15 protein-coding genes and 1 tRNA gene are annotated in these 15,369 nt (G+C 54.7%); 5 read left to right on the top strand and 11 right to left on the bottom strand.

Features of this window, described 5'->3' with window-relative positions; genetic code table 11:
* Position 1: 1 nt before the first annotated feature.
* From HB664_RS18740 to prmB, 5 genes are read right to left on the bottom strand one after another with little or no spacing between them, the layout of a single operon-like run.
* Positions 2 to 547 (bottom strand): elongation factor P hydroxylase, encoded by a 546-nt coding sequence (locus HB664_RS18740; RefSeq protein WP_033146101.1) that lies wholly within the window; start codon positions 545 to 547, stop codon positions 2 to 4.
* Positions 547 to 1,356, bottom strand: a complete 810-nt coding sequence (locus HB664_RS18745; RefSeq protein ID WP_038417370.1) for a sulfite exporter TauE/SafE family protein — start codon at positions 1,354 to 1,356, stop codon at positions 547 to 549. Before HB664_RS18745 ends, HB664_RS18740 begins: the two co-directional genes overlap by 1 nt.
* On the bottom strand, positions 1,356 to 2,180 hold the full coding sequence (gene mepA, locus HB664_RS18750) for a penicillin-insensitive murein endopeptidase (protein WP_024908935.1): 825 nt from the start codon (positions 2,178 to 2,180) through the stop codon (positions 1,356 to 1,358). Before mepA ends, HB664_RS18745 begins: the two co-directional genes overlap by 1 nt.
* A 2-nt stretch (positions 2,181 to 2,182) precedes the next feature.
* The gene (aroC, locus tag HB664_RS18755; protein ID WP_029742149.1) at positions 2,183 to 3,268 is read right to left on the bottom strand and encodes a chorismate synthase; all 1,086 of its coding nucleotides are present in this window, start codon (positions 3,266 to 3,268) and stop codon (positions 2,183 to 2,185) included.
* A 60-nt stretch (positions 3,269 to 3,328) separates the two neighbouring features.
* Positions 3,329 to 4,261 (bottom strand): 50S ribosomal protein L3 N(5)-glutamine methyltransferase, encoded by a 933-nt coding sequence (gene prmB, locus HB664_RS18760; RefSeq protein ID WP_008502612.1) that lies wholly within the window; start codon positions 4,259 to 4,261, stop codon positions 3,329 to 3,331.
* 145 nt (positions 4,262 to 4,406) lie between these two features.
* Here prmB and smrB point away from each other — a divergent pair, with 145 nt between their 5' ends.
* Positions 4,407 to 4,958: an endonuclease SmrB gene (gene smrB, locus HB664_RS18765; RefSeq protein ID WP_033146105.1), complete on the top strand. Its 552-nt coding sequence runs from the start codon at positions 4,407 to 4,409 to the stop codon at positions 4,956 to 4,958.
* 46 nt (positions 4,959 to 5,004) lie between these two features.
* Here smrB and sixA read toward each other — a convergent pair whose 3' ends face one another.
* From sixA to HB664_RS18785, 4 genes are all read right to left on the bottom strand, one after another.
* Positions 5,005 to 5,490, bottom strand: a complete 486-nt coding sequence (sixA, locus tag HB664_RS18770; RefSeq protein ID WP_032659231.1) for a phosphohistidine phosphatase SixA — start codon at positions 5,488 to 5,490, stop codon at positions 5,005 to 5,007.
* Between the two features lie 209 nt (positions 5,491 to 5,699).
* Positions 5,700 to 7,847 carry a fatty acid oxidation complex subunit alpha FadJ gene (gene fadJ / locus HB664_RS18775; RefSeq protein WP_219939976.1) on the bottom strand — a complete coding sequence of 716 codons (2,148 nt, stop codon included), beginning with the start codon at positions 7,845 to 7,847 and terminating at the stop codon, positions 5,700 to 5,702.
* Positions 7,847 to 9,157, bottom strand: a complete 1,311-nt coding sequence (gene fadI / locus HB664_RS18780; protein WP_219939977.1) for an acetyl-CoA C-acyltransferase FadI — start codon at positions 9,155 to 9,157, stop codon at positions 7,847 to 7,849. The genes fadJ and fadI overlap by 1 nt, the downstream gene beginning before the upstream one ends.
* A gap of 238 nt (positions 9,158 to 9,395) precedes the next feature.
* Positions 9,396 to 9,680 carry a YfcZ/YiiS family protein gene (locus HB664_RS18785; protein ID WP_024907659.1) on the bottom strand — a complete coding sequence of 95 codons (285 nt, stop codon included), beginning with the start codon at positions 9,678 to 9,680 and terminating at the stop codon, positions 9,396 to 9,398.
* Positions 9,681 to 10,052: 372 nt separating this feature from the next.
* On the opposite strand from HB664_RS18785, the gene fadL reads away from it, so the two are divergent.
* A complete protein-coding gene (gene fadL / locus HB664_RS18790; protein ID WP_064672903.1) occupies positions 10,053 to 11,336 on the top strand; it encodes a long-chain fatty acid transporter FadL in 1,284 nt (427 codons plus the stop codon).
* Between the two features lie 44 nt (positions 11,337 to 11,380).
* Here the strand turns inward: fadL and mlaA are convergent, their stop codons facing one another.
* Positions 11,381 to 12,133, bottom strand: a complete 753-nt coding sequence (mlaA, locus tag HB664_RS18795; RefSeq protein WP_023312585.1) for a phospholipid-binding lipoprotein MlaA — start codon at positions 12,131 to 12,133, stop codon at positions 11,381 to 11,383.
* Between the two features lie 315 nt (positions 12,134 to 12,448).
* Here mlaA and HB664_RS18800 point away from each other — a divergent pair, with 315 nt between their 5' ends.
* The 3 genes from HB664_RS18800 to HB664_RS18810 all read left to right on the top strand — a co-directional run bounded on the left by HB664_RS18800 (position 12,449) and on the right by HB664_RS18810 (position 14,861).
* Positions 12,449 to 13,378 (top strand): formate/nitrite transporter family protein, encoded by a 930-nt coding sequence (locus tag HB664_RS18800; RefSeq protein WP_219939978.1) that lies wholly within the window; start codon positions 12,449 to 12,451, stop codon positions 13,376 to 13,378.
* A gap of 75 nt (positions 13,379 to 13,453) precedes the next feature.
* A tRNA-Arg gene (locus HB664_RS18805) sits at positions 13,454 to 13,528 on the top strand.
* A gap of 163 nt (positions 13,529 to 13,691) precedes the next feature.
* Complete coding sequence (locus HB664_RS18810; protein ID WP_219939979.1) at positions 13,692 to 14,861, top strand: tyrosine-type recombinase/integrase; 1,170 nt, start codon at positions 13,692 to 13,694, stop codon at positions 14,859 to 14,861.
* Positions 14,862 to 14,867: 6 nt separating this feature from the next.
* Here HB664_RS18810 and HB664_RS18815 read toward each other — a convergent pair whose 3' ends face one another.
* Positions 14,868 to 15,254 carry a S24 family peptidase gene (locus HB664_RS18815; RefSeq protein WP_219939980.1) on the bottom strand — a complete coding sequence of 129 codons (387 nt, stop codon included), beginning with the start codon at positions 15,252 to 15,254 and terminating at the stop codon, positions 14,868 to 14,870.
* Between the last annotated feature and the right edge of the window lie 115 nt (positions 15,255 to 15,369).

A 15,369-nucleotide genomic window follows, 5' to 3' on the forward strand; every position in this document is an offset into this window, starting at 1 on the left:
GTTAAAGATCTTCCGGCCAAGGGAAGCATTCCGCCGTGATAACCGGCGTGTGGTAATAATTCTGTAAGGCCTCGATCAGACGTGCCGGACGTTCCGGGATGCCTTTCTCAAGATATTCCATCACCTGCGCGTGAACGCGGCGCTGGAAGACGATACGGTCTGGCTCGAAGTCGCCTTCGAGGTTGTCACAGCTGACGTTGAACGGGAAACCCGCCGCGACGCAGAATAGCCATTCCAGCGCCTGCGGCTTCACTTCCACATCTTCAAACTGGCCCTGAGTGGCGGCATCACGTCCGTCCGGGCAGTACCAGTAACCGAAGTCCACCAGCTCGCGCCGCGCTTTCCCCGCAATGCACCAGTGCGAAATCTCGTGCAAGCCGCTGGCATAAAAGCCGTGGGCAAAGACGATGCGGTTATACGGAACCTCCGCATCAGCAGGAAGATAGATCGGTTCGTCGTCGCCTTTAATCAGACGGGTATTAAAATCGTCAGCAAAACAGCCGTCGAAAATCTCAATCAGCTGTTCGTATTTATGCGTACTGTTCATTAGTGCATCCCCAACCAGGTGAGGATCTCCTGTCCATGGCTGTCATAAAGAAGTTTGGCGCTCATTACGGCCGAGACGATGACGATCATCGGGCGAATAAGTTTTTGTCCTTTGCTTAATACCAGACGCGAGCCCGCGCGCGCGCCCAGGAACTGCCCTGCCATCATCACAAATCCGGTTGCCCAGATAACCTTGCCGCCGATGATAAACAGCAGCAGGCCGCCGACGTTTGAGGTCGCGTTGAGCACTTTGGCATGGGCGGTGGATTTGGCGAGGTTAAACCCGGCCAGCGTCACGAACGCCAGCGCATAAAATGAACCCGCCCCCGGCCCGAAGAAACCGTCGTAAAAACCCACGCTGCCCCCGGCAATCAGGGCAAACGGCAGGCCGTACAGGCGACGCTGGCGGTCTTCTTCACCGAGCTTTGGCATCAGCAGGAAGTAAAGCCCGATGCAGATGACCAGAATCGGCAGGATCTGGCGCAAAATATCGGACTGCACGTGCTGAACCAGCAGCGCGCCCGACGTGGAGCCGATAAAGGTCATCAGGATATTGAGCTTCTGATCGGCAAGGCTCACCACCTTGCGGCGGATAAAATAGAGCGACGCCGAGAGCGAACCGCCGCAGGCCTGCAGCTTGTTGGTGGCAAGCGCCTGCGCCGGGCTCATGCCCGCCGCCAGCAGCGCGGGCACGGTTAACAACCCGCCGCCGCCCGCGAGCGCGTCGATAAAACCGGCCAGCATGGCCACAAAGAACAGCACCACCAGCAGCAGCGGCGACACCATAAACAGATCGACGAAATTATCCATTAAAGTACATGCTCATCCAGTAGCGCCTGGCAGGAAGGCGGCAACGGAGGCGGTGTCTTCTTCTCAGGCTTAGAGGTTCCAGGTTTTGCCGGCTCAAACCAGCTTTGCAGTTCCGCACCGCAGCCATCGCCTGGCGGAGGTAGCGGCTGATCTTCACATTCCAGGCTATTCGCCGGGCAGCGCAGACGAACGTGCATATGCGCACGATGCTGGAACCACGGGCGCACTTTGCGCAGCCAGTCGCGATCGGTTCCGGCATCCAGGCAGAGCTGCTGCTTGATGGCCGGGTTAACGAAAATCCTCGTGACGTCGTTATCTTCCGCGGCCAGCTTGATCATGCTGGATACGTCCCGCGTCCACAGGGACGGCACCACGCGCTTACCGTCGCTCGCCACCAGATCCAGCGCCTGCGGTTTCAGCAGTTGGGCGGAGGTCCAGCGCGTTTTCGGCAGCTGCAGGAAGATATCGACATCCAGTCCGGTCTGGTGGCTGGCGTGTCCACCGTTAAAGCGACCGCCGGCAGGCATCCCCATATCGCCAATCAGCATCGTGCCCAGCCCAAGGTTATGCACCTGGTTTCCCAGACGCTGGATGAACAGCACCAGATCCGGGTGGCCGAAATAACGTCGCTGATCGGTGCGCATCACCTGATAGGTATCAGACTGGAGAGGAAGCTCCTGGGCACCGACGATACAGCCGTTGGAAAAGGCGCCAATGGACTGCGCGCTCCCCGCCACCGGGTGGGTGATTTTTTGCCATGGCGTCGCGGCCAGACTGGCTCCACTGGCAAGCAGCGCCAGCAGAGCAATTGCGGTTTTTTTCATGTTTACCAGCGTGGAATGGTGGTCGTCACATCCGCATTCTGCGCGCGCTGGCGCAGGAAGTGATCCATCAGCACGATCGCCAGCATCGCTTCTGCGATCGGCACCGCGCGGATCCCCACGCACGGATCGTGACGTCCTTTGGTGATCATCTCAACTTCTTCGCCATCGCGGTTAATCGTGTGGCCCGGCACGGTGATGCTGGAAGTTGGCTTCAGCGCGATGTTGGCAACAATCTGCTGCCCGCTGCTGATACCGCCCAGGATGCCGCCCGCATGGTTGCTCTGGAAGCCCGCTTTCGTAATCTCATCGCGGTTTTGGCTGCCGCGAAGCTGAACCACGTCAAAGCCGTCGCCAATCTCTACGCCCTTCACCGCGTTGATGCTCATCAGCGCGTGGGCAATGTCGGCGTCGAGACGGTCAAATACCGGCTCGCCCCAGCCAGCCGGGACGCCGTCGGCCACCACGGTCACTTTCGCGCCAATGGAGTCGCCCTCTTTTTTCAGGCCACGCATCAGTTCGTCCAGCGCCTCAAGCTTGTCGGCATCGGCGCAGAAGAACGGGTTTTGTTCAACCTGATCCCAGTCTTTTATCGCCAGCGGAATGTCGCCCATCTGGGTCAGACAGCCGCGGATAACGATGCCAAATTTCTGCTGCAGGTATTTCTTAGCAATCGCCCCTGCCGCCACGCGCATCGCGGTTTCACGCGCGGAAGAACGTCCGCCGCCGCGATAGTCGCGGAAGCCATACTTTTGTTCGTAGGTGTAGTCGGCGTGGCCCGGACGGAAGACGTCTTTGATGGCGCCGTAGTCCTGGGAGCGCTGATCGGTGTTTTCGATCAGCAGGCCAATGCTGGTCCCGGTGGTGCGACCTTCAAAGACGCCGGAGAGAATTTTGACCTGATCCGGCTCGCGACGCTGCGTGGTGTAGCGAGAGGTGCCCGGGCGACGACGGTCGAGGTCGTGCTGTAAATCGGCTTCGGTCAGTTCGATGCCTGGCGGTACGCCATCAACGATACAGCCCAGCGCCAGCCCGTGCGACTCGCCAAAGGTGGTCACGCGGAATAACTGTCCAATACTGTTTCCTGCCATCACGGCTCCGATGTTGTAGTTTGTGTTTGAGCGTTGTGAAACGGGCCGAAGCCCGCTGGATTAATCTTTATAGATGCTGAAGTGTTCGCGCGCGTCGAGCAGCTGCGCTTTGGTCAGCATAAAGACGCCGTCACCGCCGTTGTCGAACTCAAGCCAGGTGAACGGCACATCCGGGTACTGCTCTATCAGATGTACCATGCTGTTGCCCACTTCACAAATCAGAACGCCGTCGTCGGTCAGGTAATCCGGCGCGCAGGCCAGAATGCGGCGGGTCAGCTTCAGGCCATCAGAGCCTGACGCCAGACCCAGCTCCGGCTCGTGACGGTATTCGTTCGGCAGATCGGACATGTCTTCCGCATCAACGTACGGCGGGTTGGTGACGATAAGATCGTACTGCAGCGTCGGCAGATCGCGGAACAAGTCGGAGCGAATTGGCGTAACGTGATGGATCAGGCCGTGCTCTTCGATGTTGTGCTCGGTCACGGCCAGCGCGTCGGTGGAGATATCTACCGCGTCCACTTCCGCTTCCGGGAAGGCGTACGCGCAGGCAATCGCGATGCAGCCGCTGCCGGTACACATATCCAGAATGTGCTGCGGCTGATGGCCGATCAGGCCTTCAAAGTGGTTGTTGATCAGCTCGCCAATCGGCGAGCGCGGCACCAGCACGCGTTCATCGACATAGAACTCGTGGCCGCAGAACCAGGCTTTGTTGGTCAGGTAGGCGACCGGAATGCGCTCGTTCACGCGGCGGATCACGCGCTCAACGATGCGGTGTTTTTCGCTGGAAGTCAGGCGCGCGGTGCGCATGTCTTCCGGAATGTCCAGCGGCAGGTAGAGAGACGGCAGCACCAGCTGTACGGCTTCATCCCACGGATTATCGGTACCGTGACCGTACCAGATATTGGCGGCGCTGAAGCGGCTAACCGACCAGCGCAACATGTCCTGTATGGTATGCAGTTCGTTTACTGCTTCATCGACAAATATTTTATCCACTCTTTCCTCCAGGGCATGCTCGCATAATTTTCGGCGGCTAGTTTGCCATGAAGACGGCGATAAATCAGCAATGACGCGTCGCGCTTGAGGTTAAAAAATGCGTTTAGTCGGGTACACTGTCGGAAATACGAGATGAGAATGACGAATGAAAAAGAAAACATCGCTCAGCGAGGAGGATCAGGCGCTCTTCCGTCAGCTGATGACCGGGACGCGTAAAATCACGCAGGACACCATCGTCCATCGCCCGCTGCGTAAAAAAATCAGCGAAGTACCGGTCAAGCGTCTTCTGCAGGAGCAGGCCGATAACAGCCACTATTTTTCAGATGAATTTCAGCCGCTGCTCAACACGCAAGGGGCTGTGAAGTACGTACGCGAAGACGTCAGCCATTTTGAGCTGAAAAAATTACGCCGCGGGGATTATTCGCCGGAGCTGTTTCTCGATCTGCACGGTTTAACGCAGATGCAGGCGAAACAAGAGCTGGGGGCGTTGATCGCCGCCTGTCGCCGTGAACATGTTTTTTGCGCCTGCGTGATGCACGGCCACGGTAAACATATCCTCAAGCAACAAACGCCGCTGTGGCTGGCTCAGCACCCACACGTAATGGCTTTTCATCAGGCACCGAAAGAGTACGGCGGAGATGCCGCGTTGCTGGTGTTGATTGAAGTGGAAGAGTGGCAGCCGCCAGAGTTGCCCTGACAGAATGGCGGGAAGCACATTGCACCCCGCCATATCGCACGTCACGTCAGATCGCTTTTGCCATCTTCAGGTTGCACGGACTCATTTGCCAGTTGAAGACACCTTTGCCCGTTTCGTCGAGAGAAACATTGGCAATGGCGGATGTCGTGAACATCGGCGGGGTCTCCCCCGGGCACAGCTCAGATACCAGATAGCCAACCAGTGGCAGGTGGGAAATGACCAGCGCGGAAGCGACACCTTCATTGCACAGAGCCTGAAGATAAGCGCTGACAAGGCCTACATCGCCACACGGGGTGAGTTCAGGGAGAACATCTACACTGGTCGGCAGGTTCATACACTCCCCTACCACATCCAGCGTCTGTTCTGCACGCAGGAACGGACTCACCAGAACGCGTTCGATGTCCACTTTTTGACCGTTAAGCCAGGTCGCCATCAGACGAGATTCGTCGCAGCCACAGACGGTCAAAGGACGTACTGAGTCACTGGCGGCATCGAGTGCCGCGTCGCCGTGACGCATGATAAAAACTTGCATATTGCACCGCTTTTGTTAACCAGAATCACCGGCGTTAACTACCCGCGATAAATGCTAAGAGGTAGAAAACCCGATGGCCGGGCATTGTGCCTGATCCATTCGGTGAATGAAACGCTGTTTTTTACCTCAATGGCGTAAGTATAGTCAATCTCTGTTTACAAAATCGCCAGAACAGGTCCATTCACTTCAGGATTTACCCTTCTTTGACCTCAGCTTACGAGGACAGTTTCCCTTGCAGGCCAAAATGTCTGGCCGCGTTCCGCCATCTGCAATAATTCGTCACACGGTGTAAACCGTGGACCATATTGCGAAGCCAGACGTTGCAGGATAGCAACCACTTCACCCGCGCCGAGCGTATCCATGTAACGGAACGGGCCGCCAAGGAACGGCGGGAAACCAATGCCAAATACCGCGCCGATGTCACCATCGCGTGCACTCTTAATCACCTGCTCATCAAAGCAGCGCGCCGCTTCATTGAGCATCATCATCACGCAGCGCTCAGCGCACTGAACGGCGGACAGTTTTCCCTGACCTGTGGTCGAAATGAGTCCATATACCGAAGGGTCGACCTGTTTCCTGCTTTTACGCCCTTTCGCGCCGTAAAGATAGAAACCGCGTTCATTTTTTCTGCCTTTGCGATCGTCCTTCAAAATCGCAGAAACAATGTCTGCAGGTGGGCTAAAACGATCGCCATATGCAGCTTCCAGCACTGGTATAATTTTAGTGCCGGTGTCTATTCCCACCTCATCCAAAAGTTGGATTGGGCCAACGGGGAAACCAAACTTTACCAGCGCCTCGTCGACGTGCTCAATCTTCTCCCCTTCCGTCAGCAACCGCATTGCTTCATTAATGTAGGGAGCCAGAATGCGGTTGACGTAGAAGCCAGCTTTGTCCGCTACCACAATCGGGGTTTTGCCCTGTTTTTTCGCCAGCTTCACCACGGTGGCAACAGTTTGCGGGCTGGTAGTCGCGTGTGGAATAACTTCCACCAGCGGCATTTTTTCGACCGGGCTAAAGAAGTGCAGCCCAATCACCTGCTCAGGACGCGCGGCTTTCGCAGCGATATCGCCAATCGGTAATGACGACGTATTGGAGGCAAAAATGGTATGCGGGGCGCAATGTTGCTCAACGTCTGCCACCATCTGCTGCTTAAGCGCCAGATCTTCAAACACGGCTTCAATCACCAGATCGCGGTGCGCAAAACCGCTGTAATCCGTCGTACCGGATATCATCGCCAGGGTTTTATCGCGCTCGCTTGCCTTGATATGGCGGCGCTTGACCTTTTGATCAAGGTTCTGCCAGCTGTACTGCAGCGCGTGGTTGATCCCCTTAGGATTAATGTCTTTGATTCGTACAGGCAATTTGCCTTTGCTGGCGGTAACAAAAGAGATTCCGCCACCCATGAGCCCCCCACCCAGTACGCCAATCGCACGCAGCGGCGCAGGCTGCGCCTCGCTGCCCGGATCCTTTTTCACGTCCGTGCTGGCGAAGAAGATGCTGCGCAGCGCCTGCGACTGCGGCGTCATCGCCAGTTCGCCAAAGGCTTTGGCCTCCGCGGCATAGCCGCTGCTGCTTCCCTGCGACAGCCCGGTCTCGATCACTTCGAGGATCCGCTTTGCCGCCGGGTAATTGCCTTTGGTTTTTTGTTCGGTCTTTTTGCCCACCATGTTGAACAGGAGCGTTCTTCCCAGCGGGCCGGCCAGCACGCGCTCACGTACCGGCAGAGGACGTTTTGCCTGACGCCCTTTCAGCGCAAGCTCAACGGCGGCCTCCAGCAAAATGGACTGCGGCACGACGTCATCGACCAGACCGGCTTTCAGCGCCTGACGGGCGCGCAGCTGTTTACCGGTTAATATCATCTCCAGCGCCGTGCTGACGCCGACCAGGCGCGGCAGCCGTTGCGTTCCGCCGGAGCCAGGCAGCAGGCCCAGCTGCACTTCCGGCAGACCCAGAATCGTTTTCGCATCGTCGGTGCAAATCCGGCTGTGACAGGCCAGCGCCAGCTCAAGCCCGCCGCCCAGACAGGCACCGTGGATCGCGGCAATAACCGGGATCGGCAGACCGTTGATCTCCGCCATCACCTGCTGGCCCTGACGCGCCAGCTCTTCGGCTTCCAGAGCGCTTTGCGCCCGGGCGATCATGTTGATATCCGCGCCGGCGATAAAGTTATCCGGCTTGGCAGAGATAAAGACCAGACCACGAATCGCTTTGTTGTCGCGGATCTGCTTTAGCATCGCGCGCACCTGAACACCAAATTCGGCCTTCAGGGTATTCATCTTTTCATCAGGCACATCAATAGTGATAACGGCCACGTTATCGAGGCGAACCGTCAGATTAAATGCAGATGACATATCCATTATTCAGCCTCCAGAACCATTGCTGCGCCAAGGCCACCCGCCGCACAGGCGGTAACGAGGCCAAACCCGCCGCCACGGCGACGGAGTTCATGTAAAGTTTGCGTGATCATCCTCGCCCCTGTGGCGGCAAATGGATGACCGTAGGCGATAGAGCCGCCCAGCACGTTGAATTTACTTTGATCCACTTCGCCTGTGGCATGGGCGCGGCCCAGCACATCGCGCGCGAAACGCTCGCTTGCCAGCAGCTGTACGTTTGCCAGGGTTTGCGCGGCAAACGCTTCATGCATATCAATCAGGGTTAAATCAGCCAGCGTCAGCCCCGCGCGCTCCAGCGCCAGCGGCGTGGACCACGCCGGACCTAACAGCATGTCCTGCCAGACATCAATGGCGGTGAAGGCATAGCTGCGTAGATATCCCAGGGGAGTGATGCCCAGCTCCTTCGCGCGGGATTCGGTCATCAGGATCACGGCGGCGGCGCCATCCGTCAGCGGCGTACTGTTCGCCGCCGTCACCGAGCCGTGTTTGCGGTCAAACGCCGGGCGCAGTTTGGCGTAATCCGCCAGCGTTGAGGTGCCGCGAATATTGTTATCTTCCGCAAGCGGTTCACGGTAGGGGGGAATATAGGCGGTCATGACCTCGTCGGTCAGCTTGCCTTCCGACCAGGCTTTTGCCGCAAGCTGATGCGAGCGATGCGCCAGGGCATCCTGCTGTTCACGCGTAATGCCGTACGTTTTCGCCATCTGCTCGGCGGTATCGCCCATGCGCAGGCCGGTGGAGTATTCCGCTACGGCAGGTGGTACAGGCATAAGGTCGCGCAGGCGTAAACGCGAGAAGAGTTTGAGTTTCTGACCCGTCGTGCGGGCTTTATTGGCATCCACCAGGATGCGCGCCAGCTTTTTACTGACCCCAATTGGCAGCACCGAAGAGGAGTCCGCTCCACCCGCAATCCCGGCGCGAATAGTGCCCGCCATCAGGCTTTCAGCGACGTTAGCCACAGCCTGGAAGCTGGTTGCGCAGGCGCGGCTGACGCTGTAGGCATCGGTATGCATGTTCATCCCGGTACCGAGGACGATTTCACGCGCAATATTGGGGGCTTCAGGCATCTGCACGACCTGACCGAATACCAGCTGTTCGATGACCTCAGGCGGAATTTCGCTGCGAGCCAGCATCTCCCCCACTACCATTTTCCCCAGGTCGACGGCCGGTATGCCATGAAACGCCGTTGCCTGACGCGCAAATGGCGTGCGCAATCCACTGACTATGGCAATGCGATCGCCCTGACGGGTAATAAGCGGTAATGCCTGACTCATAACACTCCCCTGTAAAAAATTTTCGCAAACATAAAGTGGTCTGACCTGATAATAGTCTTAACCATTTTTTTACATTCAGCCAATCGGGGAAACGAAAAAGTGCGAGCTAAAACACAGAGAAGAAAAAGAAAATGCCCCTAAGGAAAAAGCAAAACGGTAACCCATAGGTTACCGTTTTTAGTGTTTGCACCCTCTCCCGTGGGAGAGGGCTGGGGGGAAGGGCATCAGGCCGCAGAGATTAACGCAGGCCCAGCTGGAAAATCAGCGTTTCTGCTTCACAGGCAAAGACAAAGTCGATGTCCAGCTTCACGCCGCCTTCCACTTCGGTAAAGGTAGACTTGATTTCACACGGATCGGATTCAACGTCACGCGCACGCTTGCTCAGCGCGGTCAGGGTCTCTTCCGCTTCGGCACGGTTGGTGAATACACGGCTGTAAGAGGCGGTGCAATCGGTGTTGTCCATGATGGTCCCAACATCCATACAGCAGCAAACCGGGGTTTCATCAGCACTGCATTTACTCATAGCTCAATTTCCTCTGTATTCGCGCAGCGCGCGAGATAGACACGATGCTGATATTTTACGCCCCGGAGCGGGCGCTCTCCAGCCGTTAATGGCGCAAAATCGGATAAGTGACCAATATCACACTAAAAAATGATCTAAAACAAAAACCACACTTTTGGGTGAGTCGTTATGGTCACAATTTTGCCAACCAGATCTCGTTTCACGAAACATGTTTGAAAATATTAATAAACAAACTTGCAACATTCCGGCTGGTCAGACCTATACTCTGGCCACTGGTCTGATTTGTCTGTCATACCTCAGACCCTACACTTCGCGCTCCTGTTACGGTATGTAACAATTATTGAATAAAAATAACTCAATGAGGTTATGGTCATGAGCCAGAAAACCCTGTTCAACAAGACTGCGCTGGCAGTCGCAGTGGCACTCGTCTCCACTTCCGCCTGGTCAGCGGGCTTTCAGTTAAACGAATTTTCTTCCTCTGGCCTTGGCCGTGCGTATTCCGGGGAAGGCGCTATCGCTGATGATGCGGGTAACGCAAGTCGTAACCCCGCGTTGATCATGATGTTCGATCGTCCGACTTTCTCTGCCGGTGCGGTTTATATCGATCCTGATGTCAACGTTTCTGGTAAGTCGCCTTACACGGGTGCGAGCCTTAAAGCGGACAATATTGCCCCAACAGCATGGATCCCAAACCTGCACTTCGTTGCACCTATCAACGAACAGTTTGGCTGGGGTGCATCGGTAACGTCTAACTACGGCCTGGCTACCGAGTTCAATAACAACTACCCGGCTGGTGAATACGGCGGTAAAACAGACCTTACTACGCTGAACCTCAACCTGAGCGGTGCGTATCGCCTGAACGATAACTGGAGTTTTGGCCTGGGCTTTGATGCCGTCTACGCCGATGCGAAGATCGAACGTTATTCCGGGGAACAGACCGCTCGCCTGCCTAAAAACAGCAATAAAATTGCCAGTCTTGAAGGTGATGAGTGGGGCTATGGCTGGAACGCCGGTATCCTGTACGAGCTGGACAAAAACAACCGTTGGGGCCTGACCTATCGTTCCGAAGTGAAAATTGACTTCGACGGCGATTACAAGAGCGGCATCCTGACGCCTGTGAACAATCTGGTTCCAGGTGCAGGCACTACCATTCCTTGGGGAACGTCCAACCAGACCGTTCCGGGTTCACTGTCGCTGCATTTGCCAGAAATGTGGGAAGTCTCCGGTTACAACCGCGTTGCACCACAATGGGCTATTCACTATAGCCTGGCCTATACCAGCTGGAGCCAGTTCCAGGAGCTGAAAGCGACCGGAACCAATGGTCAAACGCTGTTCTATAAGGACGAAAGCTTCCACGATGCCTATCGTATAGCGTTGGGTACCACCTACTACTACGATAAAAACTGGACTTTCCGCTCCGGTATCGCATTTGACGACAGCCCGGTTCCGGCAGACAAACGTTCCATTTCCATTCCGGATCAGGACCGCTTCTGGTTAAGTGCTGGTGCGACCTATGCGTTGAACGAAAATGCATCCATCGATGCGGGCGTATCTTATATGCACGGTCAGAAAGTAACGTTCAAGGAAGGTCCGTACGAGTTTACCTCTGAAGGTAAAGCCTGGCTGTTCGGTACGAACTTCAACTACGCGTTCTAATCGCGCTGGAATCAAAAAAGGTGAGCATTGCTCACCTTTTTTATTTACTCCGAATCGATATCTTTTAGTTCGTTTTCGATCGCCTTCGCGTTTGGATTCTCTTCCGGCTTCAGCTTACCGCCGTTGGCAATAAAGTCATGATTCTGGAAGTACGCTTCACGCACCATAATGTACGGATCAGAAGACTGGCGCAGCAGGCCATCAGAGTCGAGCAGTTGCGCGCGGGTTTCAATCCCTTCCACCGTCCATTTACCCACCGACAGCGGCCAGGTGAGCCACGACAGGACCGGATAGAGCGTATCCACCATATCGCCGCCATCATCACGGAGGGTGAAACTACCGTAGAACGGTAAATGCACGTACGGACCATACCCGACGCCATAGTGTCCCATCGTGCTGCCGAAACGGTGCGGTTGTTCACGCTGCAGTTTCTGGTTAGCCATACCTGCAACATCAATAAAGCCCCCCATACCCAGAATGGAGTTCAGGAAGAAGCGGGTAAAGTGGACCATCCCCTGATACGGGTCGCCCTGCAGGAAGTAGTTCACCATTACCGCAGGCTCTTCGAGGTTGCTGGTAAAGTTACTTAACCCGTTACGCGCAGGTTGTGGAACATAATCGCGCCATGCTACTGCCACCGGACGAACCACATACGGGTCCAGTACGTTGTAGTTGAAGCTATACATTGAGCGGTTAAATCCTTCGAGAGGATCGGAGCGTCCCGTTTGCTCACCGGAGCTGGCGCAGCCCACAAGCATCGTCGCGCCAAGCGCAAGCGCCGACAGCCGAAGTTTCATAAATATCTCCCTGTTCAGTATGGCTATCGTTGATTGCCATCCGTAACGGAGCCGTTGACGCTCCGTCTGTAAACGTGCAAGCGATTGTAACAGCACGTTTACCGATGTCTATGAGCACAATTACGGGCAGTAACCACCGTGACTCTGATCTCAGCATAGCCTGGCTTTTGGAATTCGTTTCGCTGGCAATTTTATAATGACTTTGAAAGAGATGTATCACCTTTGTTGTCATTGCCGCCAAATTAAGAGCATCCCCACAGGCATCCCGATAAAAGCCGCTACGCTTAACAGAAAGATCAACCTCCGGGAGCAGATATGAAAGATGTAGGCGAAGAAAAAATTGGCGAGAGCACTGAGGAGCTTGAAATTGAAAGCGAGGAGAAAGCGCGCGGCGAGAAGATAGAAATTGATGAAGATCGCCTCCCCTCCCGCGCAATGGCCATCCACGAGCATATACGCCAGGACGGTGAAAAAGAGATGGAGCGCGACGCGATGGCCCTCTTCTGGTCAGCCATCGCTGCCGGGCTATCAATGGGCGCATCTCTGCTTGCAAAAGGGATATTTCATGTGCAGCTGGAAGGCGTACCCGGTGGATTTTTACTGGAAAACCTCGGCTATACCTTCGGCTTTATTATTGTCATCATGGCCCGCCAGCAGCTGTTTACCGAAAACACGGTGACCGCCGTTCTGCCGGTGATGCAAAACCCCACACTTGGTAATTTCGGTTTATTGATGCGGCTCTGGAGCGTGGTTCTGCTGGGTAATATCATCGGCACGGGCATCGCGGCATGGGCGTTTGAATATATGCCGATCTTTGATGAACCCACCCGGGATGCGTTTGTGAAAATCGGCATGGACGTAATGAAAAACACGCCGGTCGAGATGTTCTCGAATGCCATCATATCCGGCTGGATTATCGCCACGATGGTCTGGATGTTTCCTTCAGCGGGAAGCGCCAAAATTGTGGTGATCATATTGATGACCTGGCTGATTGCGCTGGCGGACACCACGCATATTGTGGTCGGTACCGTTGAAATCCTGTATCTGGTCTTTAACGGTACGCTTCACTGGAGCGATTTCTTCTGGCCGTTTGCCCTTCCGACGCTGGCGGGAAACATTTGCGGCGGAACGTTTATCTTCGCGCTGTTAAGCCATGCCCAAATTCGTAACGACATGTCGAACAAACGCAAAGCTGAGCTTAAGGCACGGGAAAAGGGTGATAAATCGACAAAAAAATCGACCTGAATGGTGACTCTTTGAGCAGTCAGGCGGCGATGCGCTTAACGCAAAGTGTAAATAAGGCTATACTCGTGCCGCCTCGTCCCCTTAGTTAAATGGATATAACGAGCCCCTCCTAAGGGCTAGTTGCAGGTTCGATTCCTGCAGGGGACACCACATTTAAGTTCTTCCACGTTCGTACCAGTTCTCTAACACCCCATCATAACTACAATCATACTCAATCTACGTTCGCATGCGTTCGCCATTGTTCGTTGACTACCGGAATATTTTACGGGCATATTGTGGGCACACTGCAAAATGACCACGGATTTATGCCCACATGCTTACGGTAAAGCAAATCGACGCAGCTAAACCTGCGGAAAAATCATATCGCCTGGCAGATGCCGGAGGGCTTTTCCTGTTCGTTCCGCCATCCGGGAAAAAGGTGTGGCGTATGCGTTACCGGTTCGAAGGAAAGGAAAAGACGCTGGTCATTGGCCCTTACCCTGAAATATCTCTCACTCAAGCGCGGGCTAAACAGTCTGAAGCAAAAATGAAGTTGCTGACTGGAGTTGATCCGGCCGAGCAGAAACAGGCATTAAAGAAGAAAGAGAAAGAAGAAGCGGCCGACTCGTTCGGAGATATCTTCCGTGAGTGGCATGCGCATAAAGCTAAGGTGTGGTCTAAGGGATATGCAGACGAGATGATGAGCATGTTCACTGACGATATTCTGCCGGTCATCGGCCACTTGCGTATGGATGATGTAGAGCCAATGACGCTGCTGAAGATAATCCGGATATTCGAAGACAGGGGCGCAATGGAGCGCGCTGATAAGGCGAGGCGCAGGTGTGGCGAGGTATTCAGTTATGCGATCATAACTGGCAGGGCTAAATACAATCCATCAAGAGACCTTGCTGGAGCGATGAAGGGATACAGGAAGAAGAACTACCCTTTCCTTCCAATGCACCGTATACATGAATTTCAGAGGGCATTAAACGCGTATGGCGGTTGGATTGTATCCAAGATAGCTGCGCAGATTCTTCACTATACGGCTATGCGCACAGTGGAATTACGTTCGCTGGTATGGACGGGAATTGATTACGAAACCAGGTTAATCAGTGTTGACCCGGAAGTAATGAAAGGCAGAAAGCTGCATGTCGTTCCAATGTCGGACCAGGTTATCGAACTATTCAAATTTCTGCAACAAATCACTGGTCAGTATGAGCTGTGCTTCCCGGGAAGAACTGACAGGAAGAAGCCTATCAGTGAGAATGCCGTACTCGGTGTGATACGCAGCATTGGCTACGAAGGACAGACAAGCGGACACGGCATGCGCCATCAGTTCAGCACCGTGCTCAACGAGAAACACTGGAACAAAGACGCAATAGAGATGCAGCTGGCGCACGTTAGCGGCGGAACTCGCTCGGTGTACAACCATGCTGAGTATCTCGATACGCGTCGCGAAATGATGCAGTGGTGGGCGGATTATCTTGATGAGAAGGTGGCATAGCGCCACCTACATCACCGGACAATCATCAAACTCACCTGCCCGAGCATCGTTTATGATGTAGGTGATCACACCAAAGATTGCATCCGGGCTAGTTCCGTCATCGTGCACAGGTATCTCTTCACGCCTTCCTGTCTGCAAATCTTCCAGGTGAGGCTTGGGTGATTTACGGTATCTTTTTATCCTCAACTCACCTTCCATTCTGCAAACCAGCAGTGACCCGTCACATGGGCTCAGTGAAGCGTCTACAACAAGCAAAGCACCACTAAGGATGCCTTCACGGTAATGCGTCGCTCCAGCACGCATGAAGTACGTTGCCGCTGGCCTGGTGATGATGCGCTGATCGAGTGATATGCGTTGCTCAACGTAGTCTTGCGCTGGACTCGGGAATCCCATAATCTGCCTCCGATGATTACTGTATGCATGTACAGTATAGATATCGCAAAAGGTAGATCAATGTCAAAACATGCCGCTTCTTCATTGATCAACAGCATCATGCTGTTATGATTCA

The sequence above is a fragment of the Enterobacter sp. DNB-S2 genome (genome assembly GCF_019443845.1).
GTDB classification, from domain to species: Bacteria; Pseudomonadota; Gammaproteobacteria; order Enterobacterales; family Enterobacteriaceae; genus Enterobacter; species Enterobacter asburiae_B.

What these genes read in the sequence shown, in the direction of transcription:
- HB664_RS18815 (WP_219939980.1), bottom strand. Translation starts at nt 15,254, where the DNA reads ATGGGATTCCCGAGTCCAGCGCAAGACTACGTTGAGCAACGCATATCA.
- HB664_RS18740 (WP_033146101.1), bottom strand. Translation starts at nt 547, where the DNA reads ATGAACAGTACGCATAAATACGAACAGCTGATTGAGATTTTCGACGGC.
- smrB (WP_033146105.1), top strand. Translation starts at nt 4,407, where the DNA reads ATGAAAAAGAAAACATCGCTCAGCGAGGAGGATCAGGCGCTCTTCCGT.
- HB664_RS18800 (WP_219939978.1), top strand. Translation starts at nt 12,449, where the DNA reads ATGAAAGATGTAGGCGAAGAAAAAATTGGCGAGAGCACTGAGGAGCTT.
- fadJ (WP_219939976.1), bottom strand. Translation starts at nt 7,847, where the DNA reads ATGGATATGTCATCTGCATTTAATCTGACGGTTCGCCTCGATAACGTG.
- HB664_RS18785 (WP_024907659.1), bottom strand. Translation starts at nt 9,680, where the DNA reads ATGAGTAAATGCAGTGCTGATGAAACCCCGGTTTGCTGCTGTATGGAT.
- fadL (WP_064672903.1), top strand. Translation starts at nt 10,053, where the DNA reads ATGAGCCAGAAAACCCTGTTCAACAAGACTGCGCTGGCAGTCGCAGTG.
- sixA (WP_032659231.1), bottom strand. Translation starts at nt 5,490, where the DNA reads ATGCAAGTTTTTATCATGCGTCACGGCGACGCGGCACTCGATGCCGCC.
- aroC (WP_029742149.1), bottom strand. Translation starts at nt 3,268, where the DNA reads ATGGCAGGAAACAGTATTGGACAGTTATTCCGCGTGACCACCTTTGGC.
- HB664_RS18810 (WP_219939979.1), top strand. Translation starts at nt 13,692, where the DNA reads ATGCTTACGGTAAAGCAAATCGACGCAGCTAAACCTGCGGAAAAATCA.
- mlaA (WP_023312585.1), bottom strand. Translation starts at nt 12,133, where the DNA reads ATGAAACTTCGGCTGTCGGCGCTTGCGCTTGGCGCGACGATGCTTGTG.
- fadI (WP_219939977.1), bottom strand. Translation starts at nt 9,157, where the DNA reads ATGAGTCAGGCATTACCGCTTATTACCCGTCAGGGCGATCGCATTGCC.
- HB664_RS18745 (WP_038417370.1), bottom strand. Translation starts at nt 1,356, where the DNA reads ATGGATAATTTCGTCGATCTGTTTATGGTGTCGCCGCTGCTGCTGGTG.
- mepA (WP_024908935.1), bottom strand. Translation starts at nt 2,180, where the DNA reads ATGAAAAAAACCGCAATTGCTCTGCTGGCGCTGCTTGCCAGTGGAGCC.